A 23,523-nucleotide genomic window follows, 5' to 3' on the forward strand; every position below is an offset into this window, starting at 1 on the left:
TATCGCCATTCCCTCAATCAACGCAGAAGAAATAGAATCATACAGAAGACCTCAAAACCAGGGGGTTTTTAGAACCCTCCAGGTATAAAAACAGACTTATACCCACCAAAATAATTCATGAATTCATAATAAGTTGGAGAGAACGTTACCAGTAACTGAGAAAGGCTGGGCACCATAAAATTATCTGCATTCTCCCACCCTGTTGCACGGTTAAGCAGCGGATGCAGATACACGTATTCTGAATACACAGGAATGGCGGCTATGCCTGCCAATAACAAAGGCACACAACGCCGGAACAGAAGCTTTATGGGATCTCCATATGCCAGATCCACACAACTAAAGCCTGCCACAACAGCCAGATAACCAATAAACCCATGCGGCCAGCCAGAGGCCAGAAGCACAAGTGTTGCAGCAAAATTAGCTATAACTGCCCCTGTGGTCATACGTTGGCGCAATTGGCAATACGTTGCAATGGCCAGCAAAGACCACGCATGCCCATTAGCAGCGTTCCACCATGGCCCAGCATATTGATATAAAAATACTGGGTTGATTGCGATTGAAAACCCAAGCAACAAAGAAATATCGCGCGATATTTCCAAGCTGCGACCTATAATATAACCGGAAATGCAGCAGATAAAAACGTTACACAAAGCATAAAACCACCCCGTAATAAGCGGATTGGTTGTAAGGCACGTTACCAAAGATGCCAGAATATTCTGCGGCGCAAAAATACCACGCTGCAATTCTACCATTGCGTTATCACCAATAAAAATATTCTTGGTGATGAACGGAATTTCTCCAGATAACCATGTCTGCCCATACTGGCGCAGAAACCCCAGATACTCGTTCTGGGCATCATCTATGGTAAAAAAGGACGGAAAGCGAACCTCGCATATCCCCACCACAAAGCACGACACCAGTAAAGCGTAAAAAACAGCTAAAAAACCGTTTTTTACGAAACTATTGTTTCTTGACATATCAGACCAAAAAAAATGGAATACCTTTCTCTTTTTCAACAGAAAGCGCCAAAATTATCAATAAAAACTAAATAAATTTTACGAAACCGCATAAAAAACACCCATACAAATATATTGCATGGGTGTTTCATAAAATATTACAGAAAATTACTATCAGGTAGGATCAACAAAAAACGCAGGAAGTGAAAGTTCCGAAGCCTGCAATGCCGTGTCGATCACATCGCACGCAGCCAGCGCTTCCTTGATGGTAACATCCATATCCAGATAACGGTACGTGCCCAAACGCCCCATAAAGGACACGCCTTTTTCTGCACGTGCCAGCTCGATATAGCTTTCGAGCATCTTCTTTTCGTTTACCAACCGGATCGGGTAGTAAGGAATATCGTTTTCACCCGCCAGACGACTGTATTCACGGAAACAAACCGTTTTGGAGAACTTGTCCTGTTCCCACGGGGCAAAGTGTTTGTGTTCAGAAATACGCGTATAAGGCACTTCTTCATTACAGTAGTTGATAACCGCGGTGCCCTGATGATCGCCATCATCTACAAAGCGTTCAAAATCCAGCGTTCTGTACCCTAGGCGGCCCAGACGGAAACCAAAATACCGATCAATCGGCCCCGTATAGAATACGTGCTGAAAATCTTCTTTCAGGCTTTCAAAAGAACTGCCCAACCGGACATCAATGCCTTCAACGTTCAGGATATTCTGCACAATGGCAGTATAACCTTCTTCTGGCATGCCCTGATACGGATGGTTGAAGTAGTTATCATCATAATTGAAGCGCAAAGGCAGGCGCTTGAGAATGGAAGCCGGAAGCTGCGTAGGCTCTAGCCCCCACTGTTTGCGCGTATATCCATAAAAAAATGCCCGATACAGATCCGGGCCAATCATGCTCAGTGCCTGTTCTTCAAAGGACTGAGGGTTAGTAATGCTTTTATCCGCTTTGCTTTCAATAAAAGCACGCGCTTCCTTCGGCCCCATTGTAGTACCGAAGAACTGGTTAATGGTCAGCAGGTTAACAGGCAGCGTATAGACGTGCTCGTTAGAAATGGCTTTCACACGGTTTACATAAGGCTTGAACGTGCCAAATTTCTGCACGTAAGCCCATGTACGCTCATCTGCGGTGTGGAAAATATGAGGCCCATATTTATGCACCATAACACCGGTTTCAGCATCACGCTCCGTGTAACAATTCCCACCAATATGGGAGCGTTCATCCACGACCACCACTTTATGACCGCGCTCTGCCAGATGACGGGCAATAACGGCACCACTAAATCCAGCGCCCACAACACAGAAGGTCATACGTTTTACAGCCTTTTTTCTCAGTGTTTCCGCACGGAATGCCGCTTAGCCTTACCGCGCTCTGTTCTATTGCTCTTTGATAAACAATCTACTGAACAGAGGCCAGACCGCAGCATATGAATAGAGGCGAAAGAATGATAAATAACTTTAATCATTCTTGATCTGTGCACGATAAACATTTTGCCAGAACGCTTTACTTGTCAGCGTTGGCAGGTTTTTACGGTAAGAACGCCTGATGGCAGGAGCCTGCAAAATAAAAGAGAGATTTGTTTTTACAAATACACCCACAAGGCTAAAAAATCGCGGTCTGTTGATTTCAGTCTCAAAAATATCCAGACTTTCATATTTGCGATAAATAATCTGCCGGTGACGGAAAATAAGCCCCAACAAACCGCTCGTATATTCCCCAACATATGCTGGCGTTTCCTGTAAACACCATTGCGGCAACAGGTGCCCGTTTAGGCTTAAAAGCCTGATATATTTCCGTATGCGTGTTTCTGGCTTGCCTTCATAATGGAAAGGCACTGATTGAAAATATGCTGGTTCTTTACATTGCACAGCTTCTTTTTGGATACGCTTGGCAAGGGGCATAAAATCCAGATTTTGCCGCCAGAAATCAGCCCCTTGGCTTACATCTTGAAATGCCAGCAAAATAGCCTGCGCACTTTGATACCTGCATGACAATGCACACCATAAAAAAGCGAGCCCCATCATTTTTACAGCCGGTAATGCGCGCCCTTGCCCCACCATAAGGTAGATAGCCAAGGATGCCCGCATACCCAAGTAACGGGTAAAAGCACTTTCCTTGCTCAAAAAGTGTTCAGAAAAACAGGCAATGCCATTTACCGTAACAATATTAAAACGGTTCATCAGGCCAAAAAGCGCATCATCTCCTCTCACAAAAAAGGGAAATGGATAGGCTGATACGGCATCTAGCCTGAACGCAAAAAACCACCATCCACCATAAACGGGCTTGCCTGTATCCTGCTCCAGATTCAGCAGATTTTCTATAGGCCTAACGTCTTCACCTTTATGTAAAGGACGAAACACCCCCTCAGAGAATTCAGCACCTTTTTCCTGCACACTCCATGGCTTTTGATCGTCCAGCAAGGTACCTGCCAAGCCGATGCGCCTATCTACACTGTAAGCCAACATAGCGTAGCAACGCCGTATAGCTTCAACCTCGCAGGAAATATCATCATCCATGAACAGACAGTGGGTAAAGGTGCCTTGCTCATGCAGATATAAAAGGCCGCGCGCAAAACCACCGCTGCCGCCGTAATTATGGTTTTTGATAACCTTGGCCCCCGGCACCTCCGCCGGATCAAGGTTGGCTGAATTATCTATAACAATAAAATGGATCACATCCTGATAGGCAGGATCTTGCAAAAGCGCCTTTTGCACCCGCTGGATGGAATGACGTACATATTGTTGCCGATTAAAATGCGTGATGACAACACCCAACTGAGGCACCTGCACCATGGGCGAGGATGTTGCAAAATATACGGCCTCTACCGTGCACTCTGACTGAGCCGTTACACTACAATACAGCAGGCCTTCAGATAATGTAGGCCACGCTGATATTTCCTCTGCGCAGCGTATTTCGCCCTCAATTTCTTTGCTCCAAAGAGGTGTGACAACATCTGCCTTGGAACGATGAAAAAGCGTTACCTCACCTTGCCCGCGTATATGCAAGCTCAACAGCAGGCGACTTACACCACCAGCCTGTTTCCACTTTTTTACGGAAAACGCATTGTAAAATGTATCAAAAGTAAATGCCTGCCCCATCTTTAGCCGAAAGGCTGAGGAAGATGTATCAGCCACACGCTCTGGCAGCGCAGGACGTGCGTACATTGCATCGCATTGCTCCAGCCCTTCAGTTGGCAAGATAAGACGATGCAAAACCGTAAGCATGGCAGCACTTTCAAACGGAGCGTGAAAAGACACATCCGGCTTTAGCGCACACAAACGCCTACTGCACCCTGTATTTTAGGAAAAAATTGGCGCGCCCTGCTGGATTCGAACCAGCGACCCACAGCTTAGAAGGCTGTTGCTCTATCCAACTGAGCTAAGGGCGCTTTACGCCCTACGCATAATAGGGAAAAGCAAGAAAATCAATGCGTCCAGTTTTGGATGCGATCATAACGGAAGTTATCTGCATATACTTTGGGGCGACGCATACGCGGTGCTGTTTCTTCCACCACATACGCAATGTGTTCGCGTTGCGCATAAGCTTCCGCAGCTTCACGACTATCAAAATACAAATGTATTTGAGATTGTGGATCTGCACTACCGCTCCACCCCATAAGGGCGCTCTGCTTACGTGGAGCAGATTGACCGTATTCAAAAACCCACTCTCTAGTGCCAGCCAAACCTGACTGACCAGCAGGCTTTGACTGCCTATAAATACGCGCTGGCATGATATTGCCTCCCGCTTTATTTATGGTCGGGGCGCCCGGACTCGAACCGGGGGCCTCGTGTACCCAAAACACGCGCGCTACCAGGCTGCGCCACGCCCCGAACTGAGCGCTTGTTTAAGCGCCTATTCGGAGTATGGCAACCCTCTGATGATAAAAAATCAGTCAACCATGCTTTTTTTGCTTTTTGCCAGCGGTGGCACAAACAAAGGCGCCGTATCCCACGGAAACAAAACCCAGGTATCCTGCGGCACTTCTGTAATAAACAGATCTGTCAGTTCCTTGCCCGCAGGCTTGGCATACAGGCATGCAAAATAAGCTTTGGGCAGTTTTTCACGCACCACACGCGCCGTCACACCAGAATCAACCAGATCATCAATAATCAGGAAACCTTCTCCATCACCGGCGGCAACGGGCTCCTTAATAATCTGGGGCTTGCCCATATTTTCTTCATCATACGTCACGACAGAAATGGTTTCTATCAGACGGCACCCTAGTTCACGCGCGGCAATAGCTGCGGGAATCAACCCTCCGCGTGTTACCGCCACAATGCCTTTAATGGGCATTTTAGGCATCAGCGCCTCTGCTAACGCACGTGCATCACGATGCAACTGATCCCATGTTACCGTGGCATAATTCACAGCCATTCAAGCGTTCCCTTTTCCATCCATTCTGCAAACAATGCTTCTGTCGTGCCGTCGGGTCATTACATGACTGTTTGCCACAAAATCTCGGCGGCTCGGCTCCAACCTATGGGCCGAAAACGTGTCTTTATCTGTTGCTCCATAGCTGCCAGGCGCTGCGGCTGATCCAGAACGTTACGTACAAGTTCCAATGCCTGCGATGCGTTATCAGGGTCAAACATTTCTGTCAGCCCCATCCCTGCTTCTGGCAGGGAAGACGCAGCAGACGTCAAGCAGGGCTTTCCCCAATGTAGGCTTTCTGTCACCGGTAGGCCCCAGCCTTCATAAAATGAAGGAAAAATTGTAAACCGCGCCTGCTTATAAAGCTGTGCCATACAGCTATCAGATGGTCGATCTACCCACACAACGTGCCCATTCAGCCACGCGCTATTTTCAAGCTGCTGCAACAGATCGTCCACCAGCCATCCCCGCCCGCCAGCAATCACCAGCTTCGGTACGGTATTGGCTGGCCGTTCCTGCAACAACCGCCGCCATACTCTTACTAAAAGCGCGTGATTTTTACGCACTTCCAACGTGCCAGCACATAAAACATAAGGCCCCAACTGCTTTATGTGCTCTTGAACAGAAGGAGGGGCGCTTGCCGGATCTGCCTTAGAAAACCCGCACCCCATAGGCACTACAATAACAGGAACAGAAAGCAGCGTGCCGCTGCGTTGTGCATAAGACAACACATCTTTCTGGGTAGATTCGGAATTCGCAAAAATAACATCGCATTCCGGCACAACCTGTTCATACCAACGCCGAAATACAGCAGGCAAACCGGGCTGGCACCATTCTGGCCACAAAAGCGGCACCAGATCATGCACCAAAACCCCAATACGCATGCCGTATTGCTGCCGACACTGCCGCAACAATTTTTGATACATGGCATGAGACCATGATGCCCCCAGCGAAAGCAGGATATCCCCCTTTTGAGGAGAAAAAGCCTGTTCCTGTGCACTAAAATCATCTTTTTTGTGCAAATTATGAGACGCCAGTTCCCATAAGCCGCGCACAAGCATTCCTCCTGCCTGCATCGCACTCTGGGTATTTCTGATCAGCTTACCAGCAGGAACGCGCACAGAAACTGGCACATGCTGCCCACATTTTTGAAGCAAACTTTGGTTTGTAAGGTGTGAAGTAGAAAGGCTGCGTATCTGCATGCTTTCTGGTTGCCCAGCCCCCTGCCCACTCAGGACTTGCCAAACCGCCTGCACCTGCGCCCAAGACACCACCACAAAGCCTGTACCCTGAATAGTGTGCCGCACAAAACCAATGTGGCCAGCCGTACGCGGATCAACCATAAAAGCTGCACAAATTTCCAGCACAACGCGTTGAATACCCGTAAGCCGTGCACCTGCTTGTGCAAAGGCAAACAGATCTTCCACATCCATCCAGATACGCTTCATGATGGCCTTCCTTTTTTCTATCCGCACGATCTGGATAAAACATATTCTGCATCTGCAAGAAAACGTGGCAGACGCGCTTTTCCATGATTATAGAGGGTTGCATGACAAGTCATGCTGTTACTCCCCTCCCTCCTCTTGTGCTGGATCATCCGCTTATCAAGCACAAATTGACCCATTTGCGACGCGCAGAAACCTCTACTGCCGGTTTTCGTCGGCTTGTGCGCGAACTAAGCTTGCTGATGTGCTACGAAGCCACCCGCGAGTTGCCATTAGAGCCAGTAGAAATCCAAACGCCTCTGGAACCCATGATGGGTGAACAACTGACTGGGCCAGATGTGTGCTTTATTTCCATCCTGCGTGCTGGCAATGGGCTTTTAGATGGCATGCTGGACTTAGTGCCATTTGCACCGGTTGGCCATATTGGTTTGTACCGTGACCCCGAAACACTGGAAGCTGTAGAATATTATCTTAAGCTTCCCTCTCAGGTTTCTTCCCGCCGCTGTATTGTTGTTGATCCCATGTTGGCTACCGGGCACAGCGCGGCAGCCGCCATTACGCGGTTGAAGGAAAAAGGAGCACGCAAGCTACTGTTTACCTGCCTGCTTTCTACCCCAGAAGGCATTGCCTGCTTGCAAAAAGCGCATCCAGACGTGCAGATTATGACATGTTCTATTGATCGCGGTTTGGATGAACACAGTTACATCGTTCCCGGCTTGGGTGATGCTGGTGATCGCCTTTTTGGCACACGTTAAGCGCTTGCCCCTTGGCATGCATTTTTGTGGATACGTGATATGAAATTGAAATCCGCTACCGTTCTTGCTGGCCTTCTGCTTGCTCTTACTGCCTGCCATGAAAAGCCAGCATCAGACAGCAGCCCCTTGTTCCATGACAAGGCGCACCAGAAGGCCCCTCCGCCCATTATTGAAGATGAAGATGAAAACCCCCATGGTGGCCCTGCCTTAGATGAAAATGATGGCTACCGCCCAGACTCATCTAAAGCAAGCGGGCCTTACATGGGAACGGGGGCTGGCGGCTCACCGTAATATCTCAACGGTTACATTACACTTTTCATAAAGCCCTATTCCTGCAACTTCTGTGTCTTACTGGAATAGGGCTTTCATTTAGTACCAAACTTACTCATCAATTTCTGGAACACTGCCAATACGTTCCAAAAATTCTGGTTCTCCATAATCACCGGCTTCTTCATCCACCTGCATACGCACTACCAGTGCTCCGGCCACAGAAAGAACGCCTGCTCGCACCTTTTCTATCCGGCGATGCGCATCTTCCAGATTACGGCACAGAATGGCAGATCCACCTTCTAACTTCGTGCCCCGCCAAACAAATGGCTGAAAAACGATATGTTCAGACAAAGACATGAGATCCTCCTCAGCTTTTTCTGTTCTATATTTGTTCACATAAAAATTGCAAGCGCAATTAAAATAGGTTCCATAAAAAAAAAGCCGTGGCCCTTACTCTAGGCCACGGCTTTCTAAGTATTGCGCTGCTGTATGGCGTTACGGACGCCCAACAGACAGATACGAAAAACCAGATTCACGCATAACAGCAGGATCAAAAATATTGCGCAAATCTACAATAATTTTATTTCGCATACGTTGCGCCAAAGCATCTGGTGAAATGGATCGGAACTGCTCCCACTCTGTTAAAACTACCAAAACGTCAGCATCCTGTGCGGTTGCCAACGCATTTTCACAGTATGTTGTTTCTGGTGGCAAAAGGGATTTGGCGGCATCCATGCCAACCGGATCATAAGCCTGCAAGCGTGCCCCGCCCTCAGCCAAACGGTGCAAAATGGGAATGGAGGCTGATTCCCGCATATCATCTGTTTCAGGCTTGAAGGTCAGGCCCAGTACAGCCACAGTCTTATTGTTTACCGAACCACCACACGCCGCAATAATGCGGCCCGCCATGGCAGCTTTACGGGCCTCATTCACTTGCACTGTGGTTTCTACTAAACGACACCCGCTTTGGGCTTCCTGCGCGATGCGAGAAAGAGCCAACGTATCTTTGGGGAAGCAGGAACCACCATAACCGGGGCCAGCATTTAAAAAGCGGCTGCCAATACGATCATCCAGCCCCATTCCGTAAGCCAACTCTTGCACGTTGGCCCCTAATTTTTCACACAGATCGGCCATTTCATTAATGAAGGAAATCTTCATGGCCAAAAAGGAGTTGGACGCATATTTGGTCAGCTCTGCCGTTTCCAGACCGGTAAAGACCAATGGTGCATCAATTTTCTTCAGCGGCTTATAAACCCGCTGCATAACAGCTTCGGCACGGCGTGCGCGTTCTGGCTGTTTTTGATCCAACCCGATAATAACCCGATCTGGGCGCATACAATCATCAATAGCGCTGCCCTCACGCAGGAACTCAGGATTGGAGGCTACATCAAAATCCAGATCCGGGCGGGTGGCGCGAATAATTTCAGCTATTCTACGGCTACTGCCCACTGGCACTGTAGATTTGGTGACAATAACGGCATAGCCGGTAAGAGCTTGTGCAATCTGCCGGGCCGCTGCGTGTACATATTGCAGATCTGCTGCACCATCCCCATTCCGTGGCGGCGTGCCCACGGCAATAAAAACAGCCTCTGCGCCAGCAACAGCCTGTGCAATATCATCCCCAAAAGTCAGGCGTCCGGCACGTGCATTGGTTTCAACCAACACATCCAAGCCCGGTTCATAAATAGGGATACGACCTTCGCGCAAAGCAGAAAGGCGGTCTGGATTTGTTTCCACCACAGCAACATGCAGCCCAAATTCAGCAAAACATGCGCCGGAAACCAGTCCAACATATCCGCCACCAATCATGGCTATACGCACGAGCAACTCTCCCATCCTGCCATAAGGTCACACCCTGCTTTATGTACAAATATCAGGGGAACTCAACAGCGGCATCAATGCCCTGTGCAGCGAACATACGCAATGTGAAAAGGTAAATATTGGTTTTTGTCTGTTACTTTACCCCGTTTACACCCCGAAAAATGAAAGGTATGCGCCTATACGCCAAGCTGAGCCTTCACATTTACGCTCACCAAATATTCGCCTAGCGCAAGTCAATTTAATATGTCACTATCGAAACGGAATAGACGGACATTTAATGGAGTAAAGAGCGCATGAAACTGGTTACTGCGATTATCAAGCCTTTCAAACTTGATGACGTGCGCGAAGCTCTGGCCCCTTTAGGTATTCAGGGGTTAACAGTTTCTGAAGTGAAGGGCTTTGGTCGGCAACGCGGCCAGACCGAGATTTATCGTGGTGCAGAATATCGCATCAGTTTTCTGCCCAAGATCAAGGTTGAAATTGTTATCAAAGATGACATGGAAGACATGGTTGTGGAGGCCATTGCCACAGCAGCGCATACTGGCAAAATTGGTGATGGCAAAATTTTTGTAAGTGATATTTCACGCGCTGTGCGTATTCGCACCAAAGAATCTGGCGAAAGTGCTCTGTAAGCAAGTTTTCACGCGCTACGTTACTTTAAAAATACATTACTGAAGGAAAATATATTCCCTTCAGTAATGTCCTTTTGCTTCCAATCAAATAATATAATCAATTGGCGGCAGTGTCTGATCCATATTCAGGGCGGGCATGCGCCCGGTATGGCGCACACCAACCTTACGGGCTGGGTTACCTACAACCGTTGTAAAGGGCGGCACGGGTTCCAGCACAATGGAACCAGCTCCAATTTTGGCACCCTCACCAATTTCAATATTCCCCAAAACCTTGGCACCGGCACCAATCAACACGCCACGCCGCACCTTAGGGTGCCTGTCTCCAGAATGCTTGCCTGTGCCACCCAGTGTGACGTTTTGCAGAATGGAAACATCATCTTCGATAATGCAGGTTTCCCCTACAACAATGCCCGTACCGTGATCGAATAAAATACGCCGACCAAGGCGCGCTGATGGGTGAATATCGACAGCAAACAACTCCGATGCGCGGCTTTGCAGATGTAACGCCAAATGCCGCCGCCCCTCTGCCCACAACCAATGCGCCACCCGATAGGTTTGAACTGCCTGATAGCCTTTAAAGAACAGAAACGGCGTTACAAAATCCGGGCAGGCGGGATCTCTTTCTCGAATCGCCAGTAGATCAGCCGCGGCGGCACATACAATATCCGGCTCTGCATCAAAGCCTTCTTTAACAAGCTCCGCCAAAGCATCGGATGCCACAGACCGATCCCCCAACTTGCGCCCGATCAACGCCGCCAGTGCAGAAGAAAAATCTGAATGACTGCGCACGCCTGTCGCCAGCAACCCTTTCACCAACGGATCATGGCAAACACAGGCCTGCTGTGTCATCTGTTGCCACAGAACATTTAGCTGAGGCGCGCAGATTGAGCTGTCTTCATCAAAATGGCTGGCTTTGACGGCAGCCTGAGCACCGTCATGCGTTGCTGCATCCATTTTTACAATCCCATAGCGTGCTTTACAAAGGCTTTACGCAGGGCGGGCAAACGGTTTACCCCCGCAATACCCACATCACGCGCAAACCTTAAAACTGGATTATTGTTACTGAACAGCCTGTCCAGCACATCGGTTGCTGCAAGCATAAGCATGTTGGCTGGGCGGCATTCTGCCTGATAACGCGCCAGCAACTCAGGCGCTCCCAGATCTTTGCCGTGATGATGTGCTGCAATCAAAATCTTGCTTAGCGCAATAATATCGCGAAAACCCAAATTAAGCCCCTGCCCGGCTATGGGATGGATACCATGCGCGGCATCTCCCACCAGAACCATGCGGGTATCCGTATAACGTTGGGCATACTGGGCAGACAGAGGGTACGTCCACCGCCGCCCCACAGGCTTGACCTGCCCTAAACGATTATTGCCCATCCGGCGCTGAAGCTGCATGGCAAACACATCGTCCGGCAATGCGGCAAAACGCTCTGCCAAGCCATCATGATCGCTCCAGACAATAGCGGACATGTAAGGGTGTTCTTCATTTCCCGGCAAAGGAAGTTGCGCAAATGGCCCTGCGGGTAGGAAATGCTCAAGCGCGCTGTTATCATGCGGGAATTCATGCGCAATGGCGCAAACAATAGCCGTTTGCCCATAAGACAAGCGCGTAAGCGGAATGCCAGCCTGAGAGCGCAAACGGCTTTTACGCCCATCAGCCGCCACAATCAGCTTTGCCTTAAAACTGCGCCCGTCATGCAGGGTTACTGTTGCCCCTTCCTTATGCCGCACAATACTGGCTTCAGCCGGGGCCAGCAGTGTAATTTCTGGCGTGGTGTGCAGGCTGGCGTTTAACGCTACACGCAAAGAGCGTGCCTCAATCATCCATCCAAATGGCTGATTGGCATCTTCCCGCGTGAACTCCAGAAATAACGGTGATGCGGGCTCACCCGGCCGCCCATCCGTTACAAGAATATCCTCAATCGGGCAGGATGGCAGAGGCAGAGCCTCCCACACACCGGCTTCTTCCAGATACGCTTTGGGGCCAGCAGCAATAGCATAGGCCCGGCCATCAAAATCTGGGTCTTCCATGGGCGGCAGATCCGCCTTGTCCACCACAGCCACTTTGACACCCGCCTGCGCCAAGTGGCACGCCAAGGTTCCCCCAACAGGCCCAGCACCAATAATGCAGACATCTACATCTGAAATGGGCATCTGCGCGTGTGCTGCCGCTGCGGGCTCAGCATGGGCTGTCTGATGCATAGGTTCGTTCCTTAGCTCATAAGCGCCACACATTTCGGGCGCATCTTCTCCAATTCAGGAACAGTCTATACACCAGCCCCCTGCTCTTGTAATGAATTTGTATCAAACAACCCAAAAAGTCATGGCATTACAGGCAGTTAGGTTCTCCTGAAAATCCACATAACACCCAGCAAATCCATAATGGCTGAAGGTGCAATCTTGCCATGCGCGAAAGTCACTAGCCCGTTTTTTTGGATTCCATCATGGTTTGCCAGCTTTTTCACGCTTCATTGAACACTCCAAGGATTATTTCCCCTGCTTGAGCATCTCGACTATCTGCTGCAGCATTATGGATATGGAATTATCACCATCATTGTCATGATGGAGAGCATGGGCCTGCCCTTACCAGCGGAAACCTGCATTATCACGGCTGCGCTTTACAGCCTTAAAACCCACCATCTGGGTATTGAGGGCATTACTGCGGCTGCGATTTTGGGGGCCATTATCGGAGATAATTTCGGTTATCTAATCGGACGCCATGTTGGGCTACCGCTTTTACAGAAACATGGCGCAAAAATTGGCCTGACGGCAGATCGCCTCCTGTTAGGGGAATATCTGTTTCACCATCATGGCGATGCCATTGTTTTCTTTGGGCGCTTTATCTCTGTTGCACGCGTGTTTGTGGCATTGCTTGCAGGAGCCTGCCAATTGCGCTGGCCGCGCTTTATGCTGTTTAATGCCCTTGGCGGCACTTGCTGGGCTGGTGGCTATGCTATTGGCACGTACATTCTGGGCAACCAGATTACCAAATTGTCCGGAACAGTTGGCACGATTGTGGGCATTATTGGTGCCGCGTGCTTTGTAGGCTGTGCTATATTCTTGAAAAAGAATGAGAAAAAGCTGATACAACGCGCATTGGCTGAAGCCAAAACTGGGCAGTTTCCTCCAGCATAATAGATACAGCCCCACCTCCTAGACCCAAACAAACCACTCAAAGAGCATTGAGCTGTAAAGAAACGCTTTATATACCTCAGTACATTTCCCTCACCAAAAACCGCTGCTATAGGCAGATGACAATGTTGTTCTTATTCAATTAAAGTGCAAAACAATGAGATGGTTTAGATCGCGTTTAATTTGTCGGCTTCTGGGCCACAAATGGTCTCCATGGCAACATGAGACTTCATGGGGCAAAGGTGATCTCTTTCTTCATCGTCACTGCACGCGCAGGGGATGTTTGGCGACTGAAAACAAACCTATCCCTTCTGCATGACATAGCAGCTGGTTATGTATATTTTCCTGTTCCTTTGGTCAGCTATGGTTCCAATAAAATATCAATATTAAAAACTTAGCTTTTGTCATCTTTCTAAAATAAATGCATTCGCTTATCATTCTCTTCAGCAATGAATAAAGAAAGTAGGCAAGAATGAAAATAGCGGACTGGATGGCACATTCTGGTGTTGCTTTTGGCACTAGCGGCGCACGAGGCCTTGTAAGCGCCATGACTGATGCCCTGTGCTTTGCCTATACAGTTGGCTATCTTAAATATCTTGCAACTCTTAATGAGTTTTCCCCCGGCACGCCTGTAGCTATTGCTGGGGATTTACGCCCCAGCACCCCACGTATTCTGCGCGCCTGTGCCGCAGCAATTACATGGATGCACGGTAAGCCCGTATTCTGTGGCTTTGTTCCCACCCCGGCCTTAAGCCTGCATGCTTTTACGCAGGGCATTCCATCCCTTATGGTAACGGGAAGCCACATTCCAGCAGACCGCAATGGAATCAAATTCAATCGGGCTCATGGAGAGTTCCTCAAAACTGATGAAGTTCCCATGCGTGCGCAGGATGTTGCTCTCCCAGAAGGGTGGTTTGATACAACAGGAACGCTAAAGCAGGATGTTGCGCTTCCACCCCTTACGGATGTTGTGCCGGATTACATTGCCCGTTACCGTAATTTCTTCGGCCCGGATGCGCTTGCAGGCTTTACGGTTGGTGTCTATCAGCACTCTGCTGTAGGGCGAGATATTCTTGGCACCATTATTGAGGCGCTAGGAGGCAAAGCTGTCCCTCTCGCCAGATCCGCAGAATTTGTTTCTGTAGATACAGAAGCCGTGCGGCCAGAAGACGTAGCCTTGGCGCGTGAATGGGCAGCCACCAAGGCATTTGATACAATTGTTACAACAGATGGCGATTCAGACCGTCCACTGATAGCAGATCGTTACGGTGACTGGGTGCGTGGTGATGTGCTGGGCATTCTAACAGCACAATATCTTGGTGCCGCAGCCGTGGCTACGCCTGTCAACAGCAATACCGGGTTGGAACAATCTGCGTTTGCCAAAACCATTCGCCGGACCGCCATTGGCTCACCTTTTGTTATCGCAGACATGATGCAGGCGGCAGAAGATGGCTTCGTACCTTCCGTTGGTTATGAGGCCAATGGTGGATTTTTGCTTGCTACAGATGCTGAAAAAAATGGCAGAACACTCAAGCCTCTCCCTACGCGGGATGCTGTTCTTCCAATTCTGTGCGCACTTGTTGCCGCAAAAGAACATGGTAACGACCTTGCCGCACTTCTTGCCACACTGCCGCCCCGTTTTACCCGCAGCGATCGCCTCGCGGAAATACCGACAGCTCAAAGCCGTGCAAAAATTGAGACTTTGCGCGAAAATATCATTCCAGAATTACAGGAGCTTGGTTTTCTGGAAGCCTGTGGCGCCTTGCAACACATAGATCAAACAGACGGGCTGCGCATGACATTTGAGAACGGAGATATTGTCCATCTGCGCCCCTCTGGTAATGCACCGGAATTGCGGGTTTATGTTGAAGCAGACACATCCGAACGGGCAAATGCCCTTTTAACACTTGGAATGAGCCGTGTTGCCAAATGGCGTGCCTAAGGCGCAAAATCTATGTAATGCATACTCTATTCTTTCAATAACTTATCACCTTCACTTTTCTGGAGAGGCTCTTTTTCCATGTCTTCTCAATCTGCCATAATAAATTCCGCTTCCAGCACTGTTGTTCCCGTCATTCTTTCTGGCGGTTCAGGCAGCCGCCTCTGGCCTGTTTCTCGCAGCAGTTTTCCAAAACAATTCTGGCCTCTTCTTTCCGACCAGACCCTGCTGCAGGAAACAGCAATGCGCGGCGTTAATGCGCATCTAGGCAGCCCCGTTGTCATCTGCAACGAAGCGCATCGTTTTATCGTGGCGGAACAGCTTCGTGAAATTGGTATTACGGATAGCCACATTCTGCTGGAACCAGTTGCACGCAATTCCGCACCAGCAATTGCTGCTGCGGCTTTTTTGGTTGCTGAGAAAAACCCTGATGCCATTTTGTGGATCATGGCAGCTGATGCCGCCATTCAGGATCAGGAACTCCTGAAAAAAGCACTTAATTCTGCCGTTCAAGCTGCTTCTGAAGGTTATATTACAACCTTTGGTATGCGCCCCACAAAACCTGAAACAGGTTACGGTTACATTGAACGCGGAACTCAGTTAAAATCTGTTGAGGGTGCTTACCATATCCAGCAGTTCATTGAAAAACCCGATGCAGCACGCGCTGAAGAACTTGTGAAAGATGAGAGATATTCTTGGAATTCTGGCATGTTTATCGCAAAAGCCAGCGTTCTACTGCGCGAGATTGAAACCTTTGAACCAAAGATTTTCTCTCATGTAAAAGAGGCTGTGCGAAATCGTGTCTCTGATCGTGACTTTGAGCGCCTAGCCCCCGCAGCCTTTAAAGAATGCCCTGATATTTCAATAGATTATGCTGTAGCAGAACGTACAAAGGTTGCTGCTGTAGTACCAGCCTCCTTTGGATGGTCTGATATTGGAAGCTGGGATGCTGTTTGGGAAATCACACCAAAGGATGCGGAAGGCAATGCCACCTTTGGCGATGTTTTCCTAGATGACAGCAAAAACTGTTACGTCCGTTCAGATGGCATTGTTACAACCGTAACAGGCGTAAAGGATCTGATTGTTGTTGTAACGAGTGACGCAGTCATGGTGGCGCACCGCGATCGTGCTCAAGATGTTAAAAAGATAGTGACTCGTCTTAAAGAGGCCGGACGCCCAGAAGCCACTCAGCATAACCGCATGTACCGGCCGTGGGGCTTTTATGAAAGCCTTATCGAAGGAGACCGCTTTCAGGTTAAAAGAATCCACGTAGAACCCGGCCAGAAGCTTTCCTTACAAAAACACTTTCATCGTGCGGAACACTGGGTTGTTGTTGCAGGTACGGCCATTGTTACACGAGATAAAGACGAGATTTTGGTACGGGAAAACGAAAGCGTTTATCTGCCGCTTGGAGCCATCCACAGACTTGCAAACCCGGGTAAAATCCCCCTCACCCTTATTGAGGTCCAGTCTGGCCCTTACCTCGGTGAAGATGATATCGTGCGTCTAGAAGACGTTTACGCCCGCTCATAATTCAAACAGGCAGGATGTCTATGGCAAAAGGTTTTTGCTGTAGTATCCTGCCTCTGCTTTATTTACATTGCCAATAAAACATAGCCTATCGCTCTCCTGCGCACGGGGCGAACTATCTGCGGCGCAATGCTAAAACAACAGCATATCAGCCCAGTTACTTAATTGGTGCACAGTAATTACGTCACTAGTTCACAACGTAACAAAACGCAATTTCTAACAGGAATTTATAATTGGCACACACAAAGCCAAAAGTAGCGCATGCGTTACAATAATACATTACTTTTATTAGGAAAATAAAAGTAATGGCGGATGGGGTGGGATTCGAACCCACGGTACGGTTCCCCGCACGCTGGTTTTCAAGACCAGTTCCTTAAACCACTCGGACACCCATCCTCATGTCATCCATCTGAGGACCTGCCGCCTTATAAACAGGATATGGCCACCCTGTCCAGCGGGAGAAAACACGATATATCAAGTGCAGCAAACTTGCTCTTCGTGCGTCAGGCTTGTACAAGCCCCATCCTTAATAGACATTCCTTTCAGGGACGAATTATGAAACAGCAGGCAAACCTGATCCGCGCCGGTCAGGTGATTGAGCATGATGGCCGCCGCTGGACGGTGCTGAAGCAGCAGATCATCACCCCCGGCAAGGGCGGAGCCTTTATTCAGGTTGAAATGCGTGACCTGAAAACCGGCAACAAAACCAACGAACGCTGGCGGACCGCTGATAGCGTTGAACGCCTGATGACGGAAGACAAGGAATACCTGTATTCCTACGCCGATGGCGAACTGCTGGTTCTGATGGACCCAGAAACCTATGACCAGCTGACAGTTCCTGTGGATCTGCTGGGTGATCAGGCTCCGTTCATTCAGGATAACATGACCATCAACCTGCATCTGGTTGAAGGTGACCCGGTGGGTATTGATCTGCCGCCGCAGGTTACGCTGGAAGTTGTAGAAGCAGATCCGGTTGTAAAAGGCCAGACAGCCTCTTCCTCCTACAAGCCTGCAAAACTTTCCAATGGTGTAAAAACCATGGTACCGCCCTTTATTGAATCGGGTGAACGTATTGTGGTTCGGACGGAAGACGGTTCCTACGTCGAACGCGCCAAAGACTAATCCCTTCCGTTTTTCTCTCCAGAGCAGGACAAAACTACAGTGGCCATGCGTCTCTCCCCCGTCATGATGGTGATGCAAACAGCAGCCCAGAAGGCAGCCAAGCGTCTCCTGCGCGATTTTAATGAAGTCGAGCAGCTTCAAGTCAGCATCAAAGGGCCGGGAGACTTTGTTTCCCAAGCTGATCTACGCGCAGAACAGACCCTGCGAGAAGAGCTTGAACGCGCCCGCCCCGGCTATGCCTTCTTTATGGAAGAATCCGGCAAATCCGGTAGCGATAACTGGACATGGCGTTGGGTGGTAGATCCGCTGGATGGCACCACCAACTTCCTGCACGGTATTCCGCACTGGGCTATTTCCATTGGCTTGCAGCGCCGCCTGCCAGATGGGCGTATCGAACTGGCAGCAGGGCTGGTTTACAACCCGGCTGCGGGTGAAATGTTCTGGGCAGAAAAAGGCACCGGTGCCTATCTGAACGAACGGCGTATCCGTGTATCCGCACGGCGTGACATGCAGGAATCCCTGTTTGCTACTGGCATTCCATTCGCCAAAGTGCCTGCGCGTATGCGTCTGCCATTTGCGCGCGTGCTGGGTTCTCTTATGCCGCGCGTAGCCGGTGTGCGTCGCTTCGGTGCCGCAGCTCTTGATCTGGCATGGGTAGCTGCCGGGCGTTACGAAGGTTACTGGGAATTCGGCATTAAACCGTGGGATTGTGCTGCTGGCGCCCTTATCGTGCGTGAAGCTGGCGGTCAGGCAACAGACCCCGCAGGCGTTGATCTGGATGATCTCCCTGATGATGTCATGATTGTTGCTGGTAACGGCAATCTGCACAGCAAACTTCTGGAAGTGGTGGCAGATAGCCTTAAAGACGGCAACTAACTTTTCTGCCCCAGATTACCACCTAAAAAGCCTGCCTCATTCTGATGAGGTGGGCTTTTTTGTTCTTCATATGTTGCTTTTTGATTTCTAGCTCTGGCATTCCGCGCCGGAATGGATCATCTAGTATTTATCATGCAGACATCCTTCCCCTCCGCTTACGATGCCCCAGCACTGGTTGCATATAAGGGAGCCTATTCCCTTCTTACGGAAGATGGAGAGGTTCTCCATTTGTCTGCGCAAGATGTTAAGCAAAACCTGCAAAACATGCCTTGCCCGCTTGTTATCCATGCGCCTGCATTGGCGCGGCGGCTAGATTTACCCCATCCGGGGCAGCCTGCCCCGTGGCTGGATCTGTTAGAACTGTTTGCCTTTGTGCACCCAGCCACATCTGTTGCCCCTACCCCACGCGGGTTAGCGCTGGCCTTAGGGATGCAAGATGAGGATATAGGCGCCGCAGAAGCAGATCTACTCCCTCGCCTTCTTTCTCTGTTGCTCACCAATCTGGCACGCCAGAACAACGGCACAACAGCAGAACATCTTGCTGCCCTGACCTTGCGGCTTGGCCAAGCAGGATGGATCTGGAGCGGGACAGTTGCCGAAACCTTAGGGCTGCATGAAAAACTAACGCAGCAAGGCAAATTGCCCGAAACCATGCTGCAACCAGGGGATGCGCTGCGTATCTGGCGTTTTTTGCCAAAATGGGAGGAAACGCCTCTTCCTCCTCCCCCTGCGTCTCACCCTATTTCCCCTATAGAGGCACGCGAGCAGCTTACCAAGATGCTGGGCGAAGATGCCGAAATCCGCACAGGGCAAGCCGACTTTGCATCCGTTGCCACAGGGGCTTTTGAGCCACGTAATGTGCGTGGAGACCCCGCCATTGTGCTTGCAGAAGCTGGTACAGGAACAGGCAAAACCTTAGGTTACATTGCCCCTGCCAGCCTTTGGGCCGAGCGGAATAAAGGGGCCGTTTGGGTCAGTACCTATACGCGCCACCTGCAACGCCAGATTGAACAAGAAACCCGTAGGCTCTACCCAGATCAAACCACGCACCGGCAACGCGTTGTATTGCGCAAAGGGCGAGAAAACTATCTGTGCCTGCTGAATATGGAAGAAGCTGTTAATACTGCAGCCTCTCGCCCTGCGGGTATTACCATCGCCCTTATCATGCTGGCCCGCTGGGGCTTAGCCACCGCAGATGGAGACCTGTCTGGGGGAGACTTGCCCGGCTGGTTTGGGGATCTGTTCGGCCAAGGGAATCTGATAGGCGTAGCAGACAGACGCGGCGAATGTATTCACGGTGCATGTGCCCATTACCAGCATTGCTTTGTTGAACATTCTATCCGCCGCGCGCGCGAAGCGGATTTGGTAATTGCCAACCACGCTCTCGTTATGGCGCAGGCCGCTTACGCACAGGCCGGCATGAGCGATGATGCTGATGAAACGGATGATCCCTCGGCCCCATCCCGCTATGTATTTGATGAAGGCCACCATCTGGCCGATGCCGCAGATAGCGCCTTTTCGGCCGAGCTTTCCGGACTGGAAGCAGCCGAGTTACGGCGTTGGCTCCTTGGTGCAGAAGGTAGGCGCTCCCGCGCACGCGGCTTAAAACGGCGCTTGGATGATCTGGTTGTGGGCCACCCAAGACTGGAAACACCCTTGGAAGCCGCCCTTATGGCAGCAACGGCGCTTCCTGCCCCCGGCTGGTCTTCACGCTTAGGGCAAGAACAGGCGGATGAACCACCGCCGCCTGAACCTCCAGAAGATATCGGGCTCTTTCCGCTTGAACCAGAAGCGCCTCAACCGGTTTTGGAAAACCCCACAGAAGTTTTTCTACGGCTCCTGCGCCAACAAGCGCTTGCCAGAACACAGGAAGGCGGAAAACAGCACGTTTACGCAGCCCTTGAATGTGATCTGCACCCTTTGGTGCCAGACTTGGCAGAAGCCGGACATCTTCTGGCCCGCGCCTTAACGCGCCTTGTTGAACCTTTACGCACCTTGGTGGAACGCCTGCACGCCCGCCTGGCAGAAGATGCCGAAACGCTGGATTCCACCACACGCGGGCGCATAGAAGCCATGACACGCGCCTTGCGCCGCAGAGCTATCTCTCGGCTAGATGCGTGGATTGCCATGCTGAGCGCACTAGACACACCACCTGAACCCGATACCACCCCTTCGCACGTGCACTTCATCCGGGTTGAGCGGCGCGAAAAACAGAGAATGGGGGAGCAGGATGTGGGCCTCTATCGCCACTGGCTAGACCCCACCATTCCATTTGCTGGAATCATGGCCATACCTGCGCAGGGTATGTTGATTACATCTGCCACCTTGCGTGATCAGCAAACCAATGAACCGGATAGCGATAACGCAGAACAAGCGTGGGAAGCCGCTGAAGCACGCACTGGGGCCAATCACTTCCCTTCCCCACCTCTGCGTGCCAGCTTGGCCAGCCCGTTTGATTATGCCCGCCAGACGCGCGCCTATATTGTAACGGACATAGACAACAGCAGCATTGTGGATCTGGCAGCCGCATTTCGCACGCTTTTCTTGGCATCCGGCGGTGGAGGCTTGGGGCTTTTCACGGCCATTTCTCGCTTGCGTGGTGTGTATGATCGCATTGCCCCAACGCTGGAAGAAAACGGCCTCCCGCTCTACGCCCAGCATGTAGATGCGATGGACAACAATACGTTGGTAGATATTTTCCGCACAGAAGAACACGCTTGCCTGTTAGGCACTGATGCCATGCGAGATGGCGTAGATGTACCCGGCAATGCGCTACGGCTGGTGGCTTTTGAACGTGTGCCGTGGCCGCGGCCAGATATTTTGCACCGTGAACGCCGTATTCACCTTTCTGGAGGTGACCCGAAATCTTTTGATGAACGGATTGCACGCCTGCGATTACGTCAGGCCTTTGGTCGGCTTATTCGCCGCCAGTCTGATCGGGGGGTATTTGTCCTGTTAGACAGGCGCACCCCTACCCGCTTGCTCAGCGCGTTTCCCGAAGGTGTGGAAGTTCGTCGCCTTGGGTTGGCAGACACAGCACGGGAACTTGCTGCCTTTTTAGCAGATACAGAAAGGGCCGATCAAAACTGATCGGCCCTGCCTGAAAAATCAATCTACTTTCAGATTGGTTGCAGCCTGCTTGCCGCGTTCTTCAACCAGATCGAAAGAAACTTTCTGTCCGTCATTCAGGCCACGCAAACCCGCTGCCTGCACTGCGGTAATATGCACGAACACATCTTTACCGCCATCATCTGGGGCAATAAAGCCATAACCCTTGGTGGCGTTAAACCATTTTACTGTACCGGTCGGCATGAGCGGGATAGTCCTTGTTCTTCTCAACGTTTTGTCCTGCTGCACACCGTGTGCGGTTCAGGATATACCCCATCCCCCCATGACCAGCCACAATTGTCAATCATAATTCGATAATAGGCCATGACGAGGACAGGAAAAAACACTACGGATTCATATTGCTTTTCAGGAAATTAATGCTGCGTTCCTGCGCTTCCTGATAAGCTTTGGCATTAAAAGAGCTTCTTTCTGGGCAACCAAAGCCGTGCCCTGCATTGTCGTACACGTAAAGTTCAACTTCCGGGCGCGCCTGTCGAATGGCTGCAATATCAGTATGCGGAATACTTGTATCCTGTTCACCGAAATGCAGCTCTACGGGGCAACGCGGAGTCTCATTCCGGCTGGCGGCAATACCTGCCCCATACCAGCCAACAGCGGCTGCAAAGTCATCCGTTCTACATGCAGCTTCCCACGCCAATGTACCACCCCAGCAATAGCCGATAATGCCCACCTTACGCGGCTTGAACACTGAGGCGGCTGCCTGAATATCCAACAGTGTTTTAGCAAGCGGAATTTGCGCCCGCAGCGCCTTGCCTTTTTCCACGCTTGCTGTGGAATAATCCAGCTCCACCCCACGTTGCACGCGGTCAAACAAAGCTGGCGCAATAACGTGGAATCCGGCCTTGGCAAAGTTTTCGCAAACCTGCCTGATATGGTGGTTCACCCCAAAAATTTCCTGAAGCACCACAAGTGTGTAAGGATGATGGCTACCTTCGGTTTCCCACGCGGAAAATTCATGTCCATCCGCAGCCTGAAGTGTAGTGATATGACCCATGCGAGCACCTCCTATCTGTTCTTACGTTACAGCAAAAAGAAACTTTATCCACATTCCTTGACTCTGCCTTTGGCCAGACCTATCTCCTTTTCTGGCACTCCCGGGGTGGGAGTGCTAACGTAACGCGGCGTTATGTTACGCGCGACAAAGTGGATGGGGCTGCTTTCTGTTAAGGGCACCATCCCAAAAATGAATGTGGAGCGATCCATAATGACGAAGTTTCGTCCCTTACACGACCGGGTAGTTGTCCGTCGCCTTGAAGGCGAACAGAAGACCGCTGGCGGAATCATTATTCCTGACACAGCTCAGGAAAAGCCTATGGAAGGCGAAGTGGTTGCAGTGGGTCCGGGTGCCCGGAATGAACAGGGCCAGATTGTGGCGCTTGATGTTAAGGCTGGTGACCGTGTCCTGTTTGGCAAATGGTCCGGCACAGAAGTGAAGATCGATGGCGAAGAGCTGCTGATCATGAAGGAAAGCGACATCATGGGCGTGGTAACCGCCTGATTTTGCGCTGATCCGCATTATTTAAT

At 50.4% G+C, this 23,523-nt stretch carries 22 protein-coding genes and 3 tRNA genes; 10 read left to right on the top strand and 15 right to left on the bottom strand.

Translation table 11 applies throughout. The features are described 5' to 3' along the window. Positions 1-68: 68 nt before the first annotated feature. From FKW19_RS13710 to FKW19_RS13745, 8 genes are all read right to left on the bottom strand, one after another. A complete protein-coding gene (locus FKW19_RS13710) occupies positions 69-905 on the bottom strand; it encodes a hypothetical protein (RefSeq protein ID WP_238331338.1) in 837 nt (278 codons plus the stop codon). Positions 906-1,130: 225 nt separating this feature from the next. Then, entirely contained in the window at positions 1,131-2,282 is a 1,152-nt protein-coding gene (glf, locus tag FKW19_RS13715; RefSeq protein ID WP_006116456.1) for a UDP-galactopyranose mutase, read from the bottom strand. A gap of 147 nt (positions 2,283-2,429) precedes the next feature. Then, entirely contained in the window at positions 2,430-4,196 is a 1,767-nt protein-coding gene (locus tag FKW19_RS13720; RefSeq protein ID WP_193561050.1) for a glycosyltransferase, read from the bottom strand. Positions 4,197-4,283: 87 nt separating this feature from the next. After that, positions 4,284-4,360: transfer RNA gene (locus FKW19_RS13725), tRNA-Arg, on the bottom strand. Between the two features lie 36 nt (positions 4,361-4,396). Continuing rightward, entirely contained in the window at positions 4,397-4,702 is a 306-nt protein-coding gene (locus FKW19_RS13730; RefSeq protein ID WP_089179284.1) for an ETC complex I subunit, read from the bottom strand. A gap of 23 nt (positions 4,703-4,725) precedes the next feature. Beyond that, positions 4,726-4,802: transfer RNA gene (locus tag FKW19_RS13735), tRNA-Pro, on the bottom strand. Positions 4,803-4,860: 58 nt separating this feature from the next. Next, positions 4,861-5,346, bottom strand: coding sequence for a xanthine phosphoribosyltransferase (gpt, locus tag FKW19_RS13740; protein ID WP_006116452.1), 486 nt, complete (start codon positions 5,344-5,346; stop codon positions 4,861-4,863). 59 nt (positions 5,347-5,405) lie between these two features. Further along, a complete protein-coding gene (locus tag FKW19_RS13745) occupies positions 5,406-6,791 on the bottom strand; it encodes a glycosyltransferase family 1 protein (protein WP_089179285.1) in 1,386 nt (461 codons plus the stop codon). Between the two features lie 83 nt (positions 6,792-6,874). On the opposite strand from FKW19_RS13745, the gene upp reads away from it, so the two are divergent. Together upp and FKW19_RS13760 are read left to right on the top strand one after the other, a co-directional pair. Continuing rightward, complete coding sequence (upp, locus tag FKW19_RS13755; RefSeq protein WP_089179286.1) at positions 6,875-7,543, top strand: uracil phosphoribosyltransferase; 669 nt, start codon at positions 6,875-6,877, stop codon at positions 7,541-7,543. 39 nt (positions 7,544-7,582) lie between these two features. Continuing rightward, positions 7,583-7,834, top strand: a complete 252-nt coding sequence (locus FKW19_RS13760) for a hypothetical protein (RefSeq protein ID WP_089179287.1) — start codon at positions 7,583-7,585, stop codon at positions 7,832-7,834. A 90-nt stretch (positions 7,835-7,924) separates the two neighbouring features. Here FKW19_RS13760 and FKW19_RS13765 read toward each other — a convergent pair whose 3' ends face one another. After that, entirely contained in the window at positions 7,925-8,170 is a 246-nt protein-coding gene (locus FKW19_RS13765) for a hypothetical protein (RefSeq protein WP_035350564.1), read from the bottom strand. Positions 8,171-8,308: 138 nt separating this feature from the next. Then, positions 8,309-9,649 (bottom strand): UDP-glucose/GDP-mannose dehydrogenase family protein, encoded by a 1,341-nt coding sequence (locus FKW19_RS13770; protein ID WP_082823178.1) that lies wholly within the window; start codon positions 9,647-9,649, stop codon positions 8,309-8,311. A gap of 278 nt (positions 9,650-9,927) precedes the next feature. Between FKW19_RS13770 and FKW19_RS13775 the strand changes: the two genes are divergently transcribed. After that, positions 9,928-10,266 (top strand): P-II family nitrogen regulator, encoded by a 339-nt coding sequence (locus FKW19_RS13775; protein WP_003625731.1) that lies wholly within the window; start codon positions 9,928-9,930, stop codon positions 10,264-10,266. A gap of 84 nt (positions 10,267-10,350) precedes the next feature. On the opposite strand, the gene cysE is transcribed toward FKW19_RS13775, so the two are convergent. Both cysE and FKW19_RS13785 read right to left on the bottom strand, forming a co-directional pair. Continuing rightward, complete coding sequence (cysE, locus tag FKW19_RS13780) at positions 10,351-11,220, bottom strand: serine O-acetyltransferase (RefSeq protein ID WP_003625733.1); 870 nt, start codon at positions 11,218-11,220, stop codon at positions 10,351-10,353. Between the two features lie 2 nt (positions 11,221-11,222). Next, positions 11,223-12,473: a UbiH/UbiF/VisC/COQ6 family ubiquinone biosynthesis hydroxylase gene (locus tag FKW19_RS13785; RefSeq protein ID WP_089179288.1), complete on the bottom strand. Its 1,251-nt coding sequence runs from the start codon at positions 12,471-12,473 to the stop codon at positions 11,223-11,225. Between the two features lie 369 nt (positions 12,474-12,842). Between FKW19_RS13785 and FKW19_RS13790 the strand changes: the two genes are divergently transcribed. From FKW19_RS13790 to FKW19_RS13800, 3 genes are all read left to right on the top strand, one after another. Then, entirely contained in the window at positions 12,843-13,406 is a 564-nt protein-coding gene (locus FKW19_RS13790) for a DedA family protein (RefSeq protein ID WP_238331336.1), read from the top strand. Between the two features lie 487 nt (positions 13,407-13,893). Then, positions 13,894-15,345, top strand: coding sequence for a phosphomannomutase (locus FKW19_RS13795; RefSeq protein WP_193561049.1), 1,452 nt, complete (start codon positions 13,894-13,896; stop codon positions 15,343-15,345). A 78-nt stretch (positions 15,346-15,423) separates the two neighbouring features. Next, a complete protein-coding gene (locus FKW19_RS13800) occupies positions 15,424-16,875 on the top strand; it encodes a mannose-1-phosphate guanylyltransferase/mannose-6-phosphate isomerase (protein ID WP_089179291.1) in 1,452 nt (483 codons plus the stop codon). Positions 16,876-17,178: 303 nt separating this feature from the next. Here the strand turns inward: FKW19_RS13800 and FKW19_RS13805 are convergent. Continuing rightward, positions 17,179-17,268, bottom strand: a tRNA-Ser gene (locus tag FKW19_RS13805). 159 nt (positions 17,269-17,427) lie between these two features. Here FKW19_RS13805 and efp point away from each other — a divergent pair. The 3 genes from efp to FKW19_RS13820 all read left to right on the top strand — a co-directional run bounded on the left by efp (position 17,428) and on the right by FKW19_RS13820 (position 21,960). Further along, positions 17,428-17,994, top strand: coding sequence for an elongation factor P (gene efp, locus FKW19_RS13810; RefSeq protein WP_087636042.1), 567 nt, complete (start codon positions 17,428-17,430; stop codon positions 17,992-17,994). 45 nt (positions 17,995-18,039) lie between these two features. After that, entirely contained in the window at positions 18,040-18,870 is an 831-nt protein-coding gene (locus FKW19_RS13815) for an inositol monophosphatase family protein (protein WP_081461451.1), read from the top strand. Positions 18,871-18,981: 111 nt separating this feature from the next. Further along, positions 18,982-21,960, top strand: coding sequence for an ATP-dependent DNA helicase (locus FKW19_RS13820; protein WP_193561048.1), 2,979 nt, complete (start codon positions 18,982-18,984; stop codon positions 21,958-21,960). 18 nt (positions 21,961-21,978) lie between these two features. Here the strand turns inward: FKW19_RS13820 and FKW19_RS13825 are convergent, their stop codons facing one another. Together FKW19_RS13825 and FKW19_RS13830 are read right to left on the bottom strand one after the other, a co-directional pair. Continuing rightward, the gene (locus tag FKW19_RS13825; RefSeq protein WP_003625755.1) at positions 21,979-22,182 is read right to left on the bottom strand and encodes a cold-shock protein; all 204 of its coding nucleotides are present in this window, start codon (positions 22,180-22,182) and stop codon (positions 21,979-21,981) included. A gap of 142 nt (positions 22,183-22,324) precedes the next feature. Then, positions 22,325-22,993 (bottom strand): dienelactone hydrolase family protein, encoded by a 669-nt coding sequence (locus tag FKW19_RS13830; RefSeq protein ID WP_089179292.1) that lies wholly within the window; start codon positions 22,991-22,993, stop codon positions 22,325-22,327. A 210-nt stretch (positions 22,994-23,203) separates the two neighbouring features. Here FKW19_RS13830 and groES point away from each other — a divergent pair, with 210 nt between their 5' ends. Beyond that, positions 23,204-23,497: a co-chaperone GroES gene (groES, locus tag FKW19_RS13835; protein WP_026019247.1), complete on the top strand. Its 294-nt coding sequence runs from the start codon at positions 23,204-23,206 to the stop codon at positions 23,495-23,497. Positions 23,498-23,523: the final 26 nt, after the last annotated feature.

It is taken from the genome of Acetobacter sp. DmW_125128 (assembly GCF_008704325.1).
In the GTDB taxonomy this organism is placed as follows: domain Bacteria; phylum Pseudomonadota; class Alphaproteobacteria; order Acetobacterales; family Acetobacteraceae; genus Acetobacter; species Acetobacter oryzifermentans.

Coding starts and splice junctions, on each gene's coding strand:
- glf (WP_006116456.1), bottom strand. CDS start 2,282: ATGACCTTCTGTGTTGTGGGCGCTGGATTTAGTGGTGCCGTTATTGCC.
- FKW19_RS13720 (WP_193561050.1), bottom strand. CDS start 4,196: ATGCTTACGGTTTTGCATCGTCTTATCTTGCCAACTGAAGGGCTGGAG.
- FKW19_RS13730 (WP_089179284.1), bottom strand. CDS start 4,702: ATGCCAGCGCGTATTTATAGGCAGTCAAAGCCTGCTGGTCAGTCAGGT.
- gpt (WP_006116452.1), bottom strand. CDS start 5,346: ATGGCTGTGAATTATGCCACGGTAACATGGGATCAGTTGCATCGTGAT.
- FKW19_RS13745 (WP_089179285.1), bottom strand. CDS start 6,791: ATGAAGCGTATCTGGATGGATGTGGAAGATCTGTTTGCCTTTGCACAA.
- upp (WP_089179286.1), top strand. CDS start 6,875: ATGATTATAGAGGGTTGCATGACAAGTCATGCTGTTACTCCCCTCCCT.
- FKW19_RS13760 (WP_089179287.1), top strand. CDS start 7,583: ATGAAATTGAAATCCGCTACCGTTCTTGCTGGCCTTCTGCTTGCTCTT.
- FKW19_RS13765 (WP_035350564.1), bottom strand. CDS start 8,170: ATGTCTTTGTCTGAACATATCGTTTTTCAGCCATTTGTTTGGCGGGGC.
- FKW19_RS13770 (WP_082823178.1), bottom strand. CDS start 9,649: ATGGGAGAGTTGCTCGTGCGTATAGCCATGATTGGTGGCGGATATGTT.
- FKW19_RS13775 (WP_003625731.1), top strand. CDS start 9,928: ATGAAACTGGTTACTGCGATTATCAAGCCTTTCAAACTTGATGACGTG.
- cysE (WP_003625733.1), bottom strand. CDS start 11,220: ATGGATGCAGCAACGCATGACGGTGCTCAGGCTGCCGTCAAAGCCAGC.
- FKW19_RS13785 (WP_089179288.1), bottom strand. CDS start 12,473: ATGCATCAGACAGCCCATGCTGAGCCCGCAGCGGCAGCACACGCGCAG.
- FKW19_RS13790 (WP_238331336.1), top strand. CDS start 12,843: ATGGGCCTGCCCTTACCAGCGGAAACCTGCATTATCACGGCTGCGCTT.
- FKW19_RS13795 (WP_193561049.1), top strand. CDS start 13,894: ATGGCACATTCTGGTGTTGCTTTTGGCACTAGCGGCGCACGAGGCCTT.
- FKW19_RS13800 (WP_089179291.1), top strand. CDS start 15,424: ATGTCTTCTCAATCTGCCATAATAAATTCCGCTTCCAGCACTGTTGTT.
- efp (WP_087636042.1), top strand. CDS start 17,428: ATGAAACAGCAGGCAAACCTGATCCGCGCCGGTCAGGTGATTGAGCAT.
- FKW19_RS13815 (WP_081461451.1), top strand. CDS start 18,040: ATGCGTCTCTCCCCCGTCATGATGGTGATGCAAACAGCAGCCCAGAAG.
- FKW19_RS13820 (WP_193561048.1), top strand. CDS start 18,982: ATGGATCATCTAGTATTTATCATGCAGACATCCTTCCCCTCCGCTTAC.
- FKW19_RS13825 (WP_003625755.1), bottom strand. CDS start 22,182: ATGCCGACCGGTACAGTAAAATGGTTTAACGCCACCAAGGGTTATGGC.
- FKW19_RS13830 (WP_089179292.1), bottom strand. CDS start 22,993: ATGGGTCATATCACTACACTTCAGGCTGCGGATGGACATGAATTTTCC.
- groES (WP_026019247.1), top strand. CDS start 23,204: ATGACGAAGTTTCGTCCCTTACACGACCGGGTAGTTGTCCGTCGCCTT.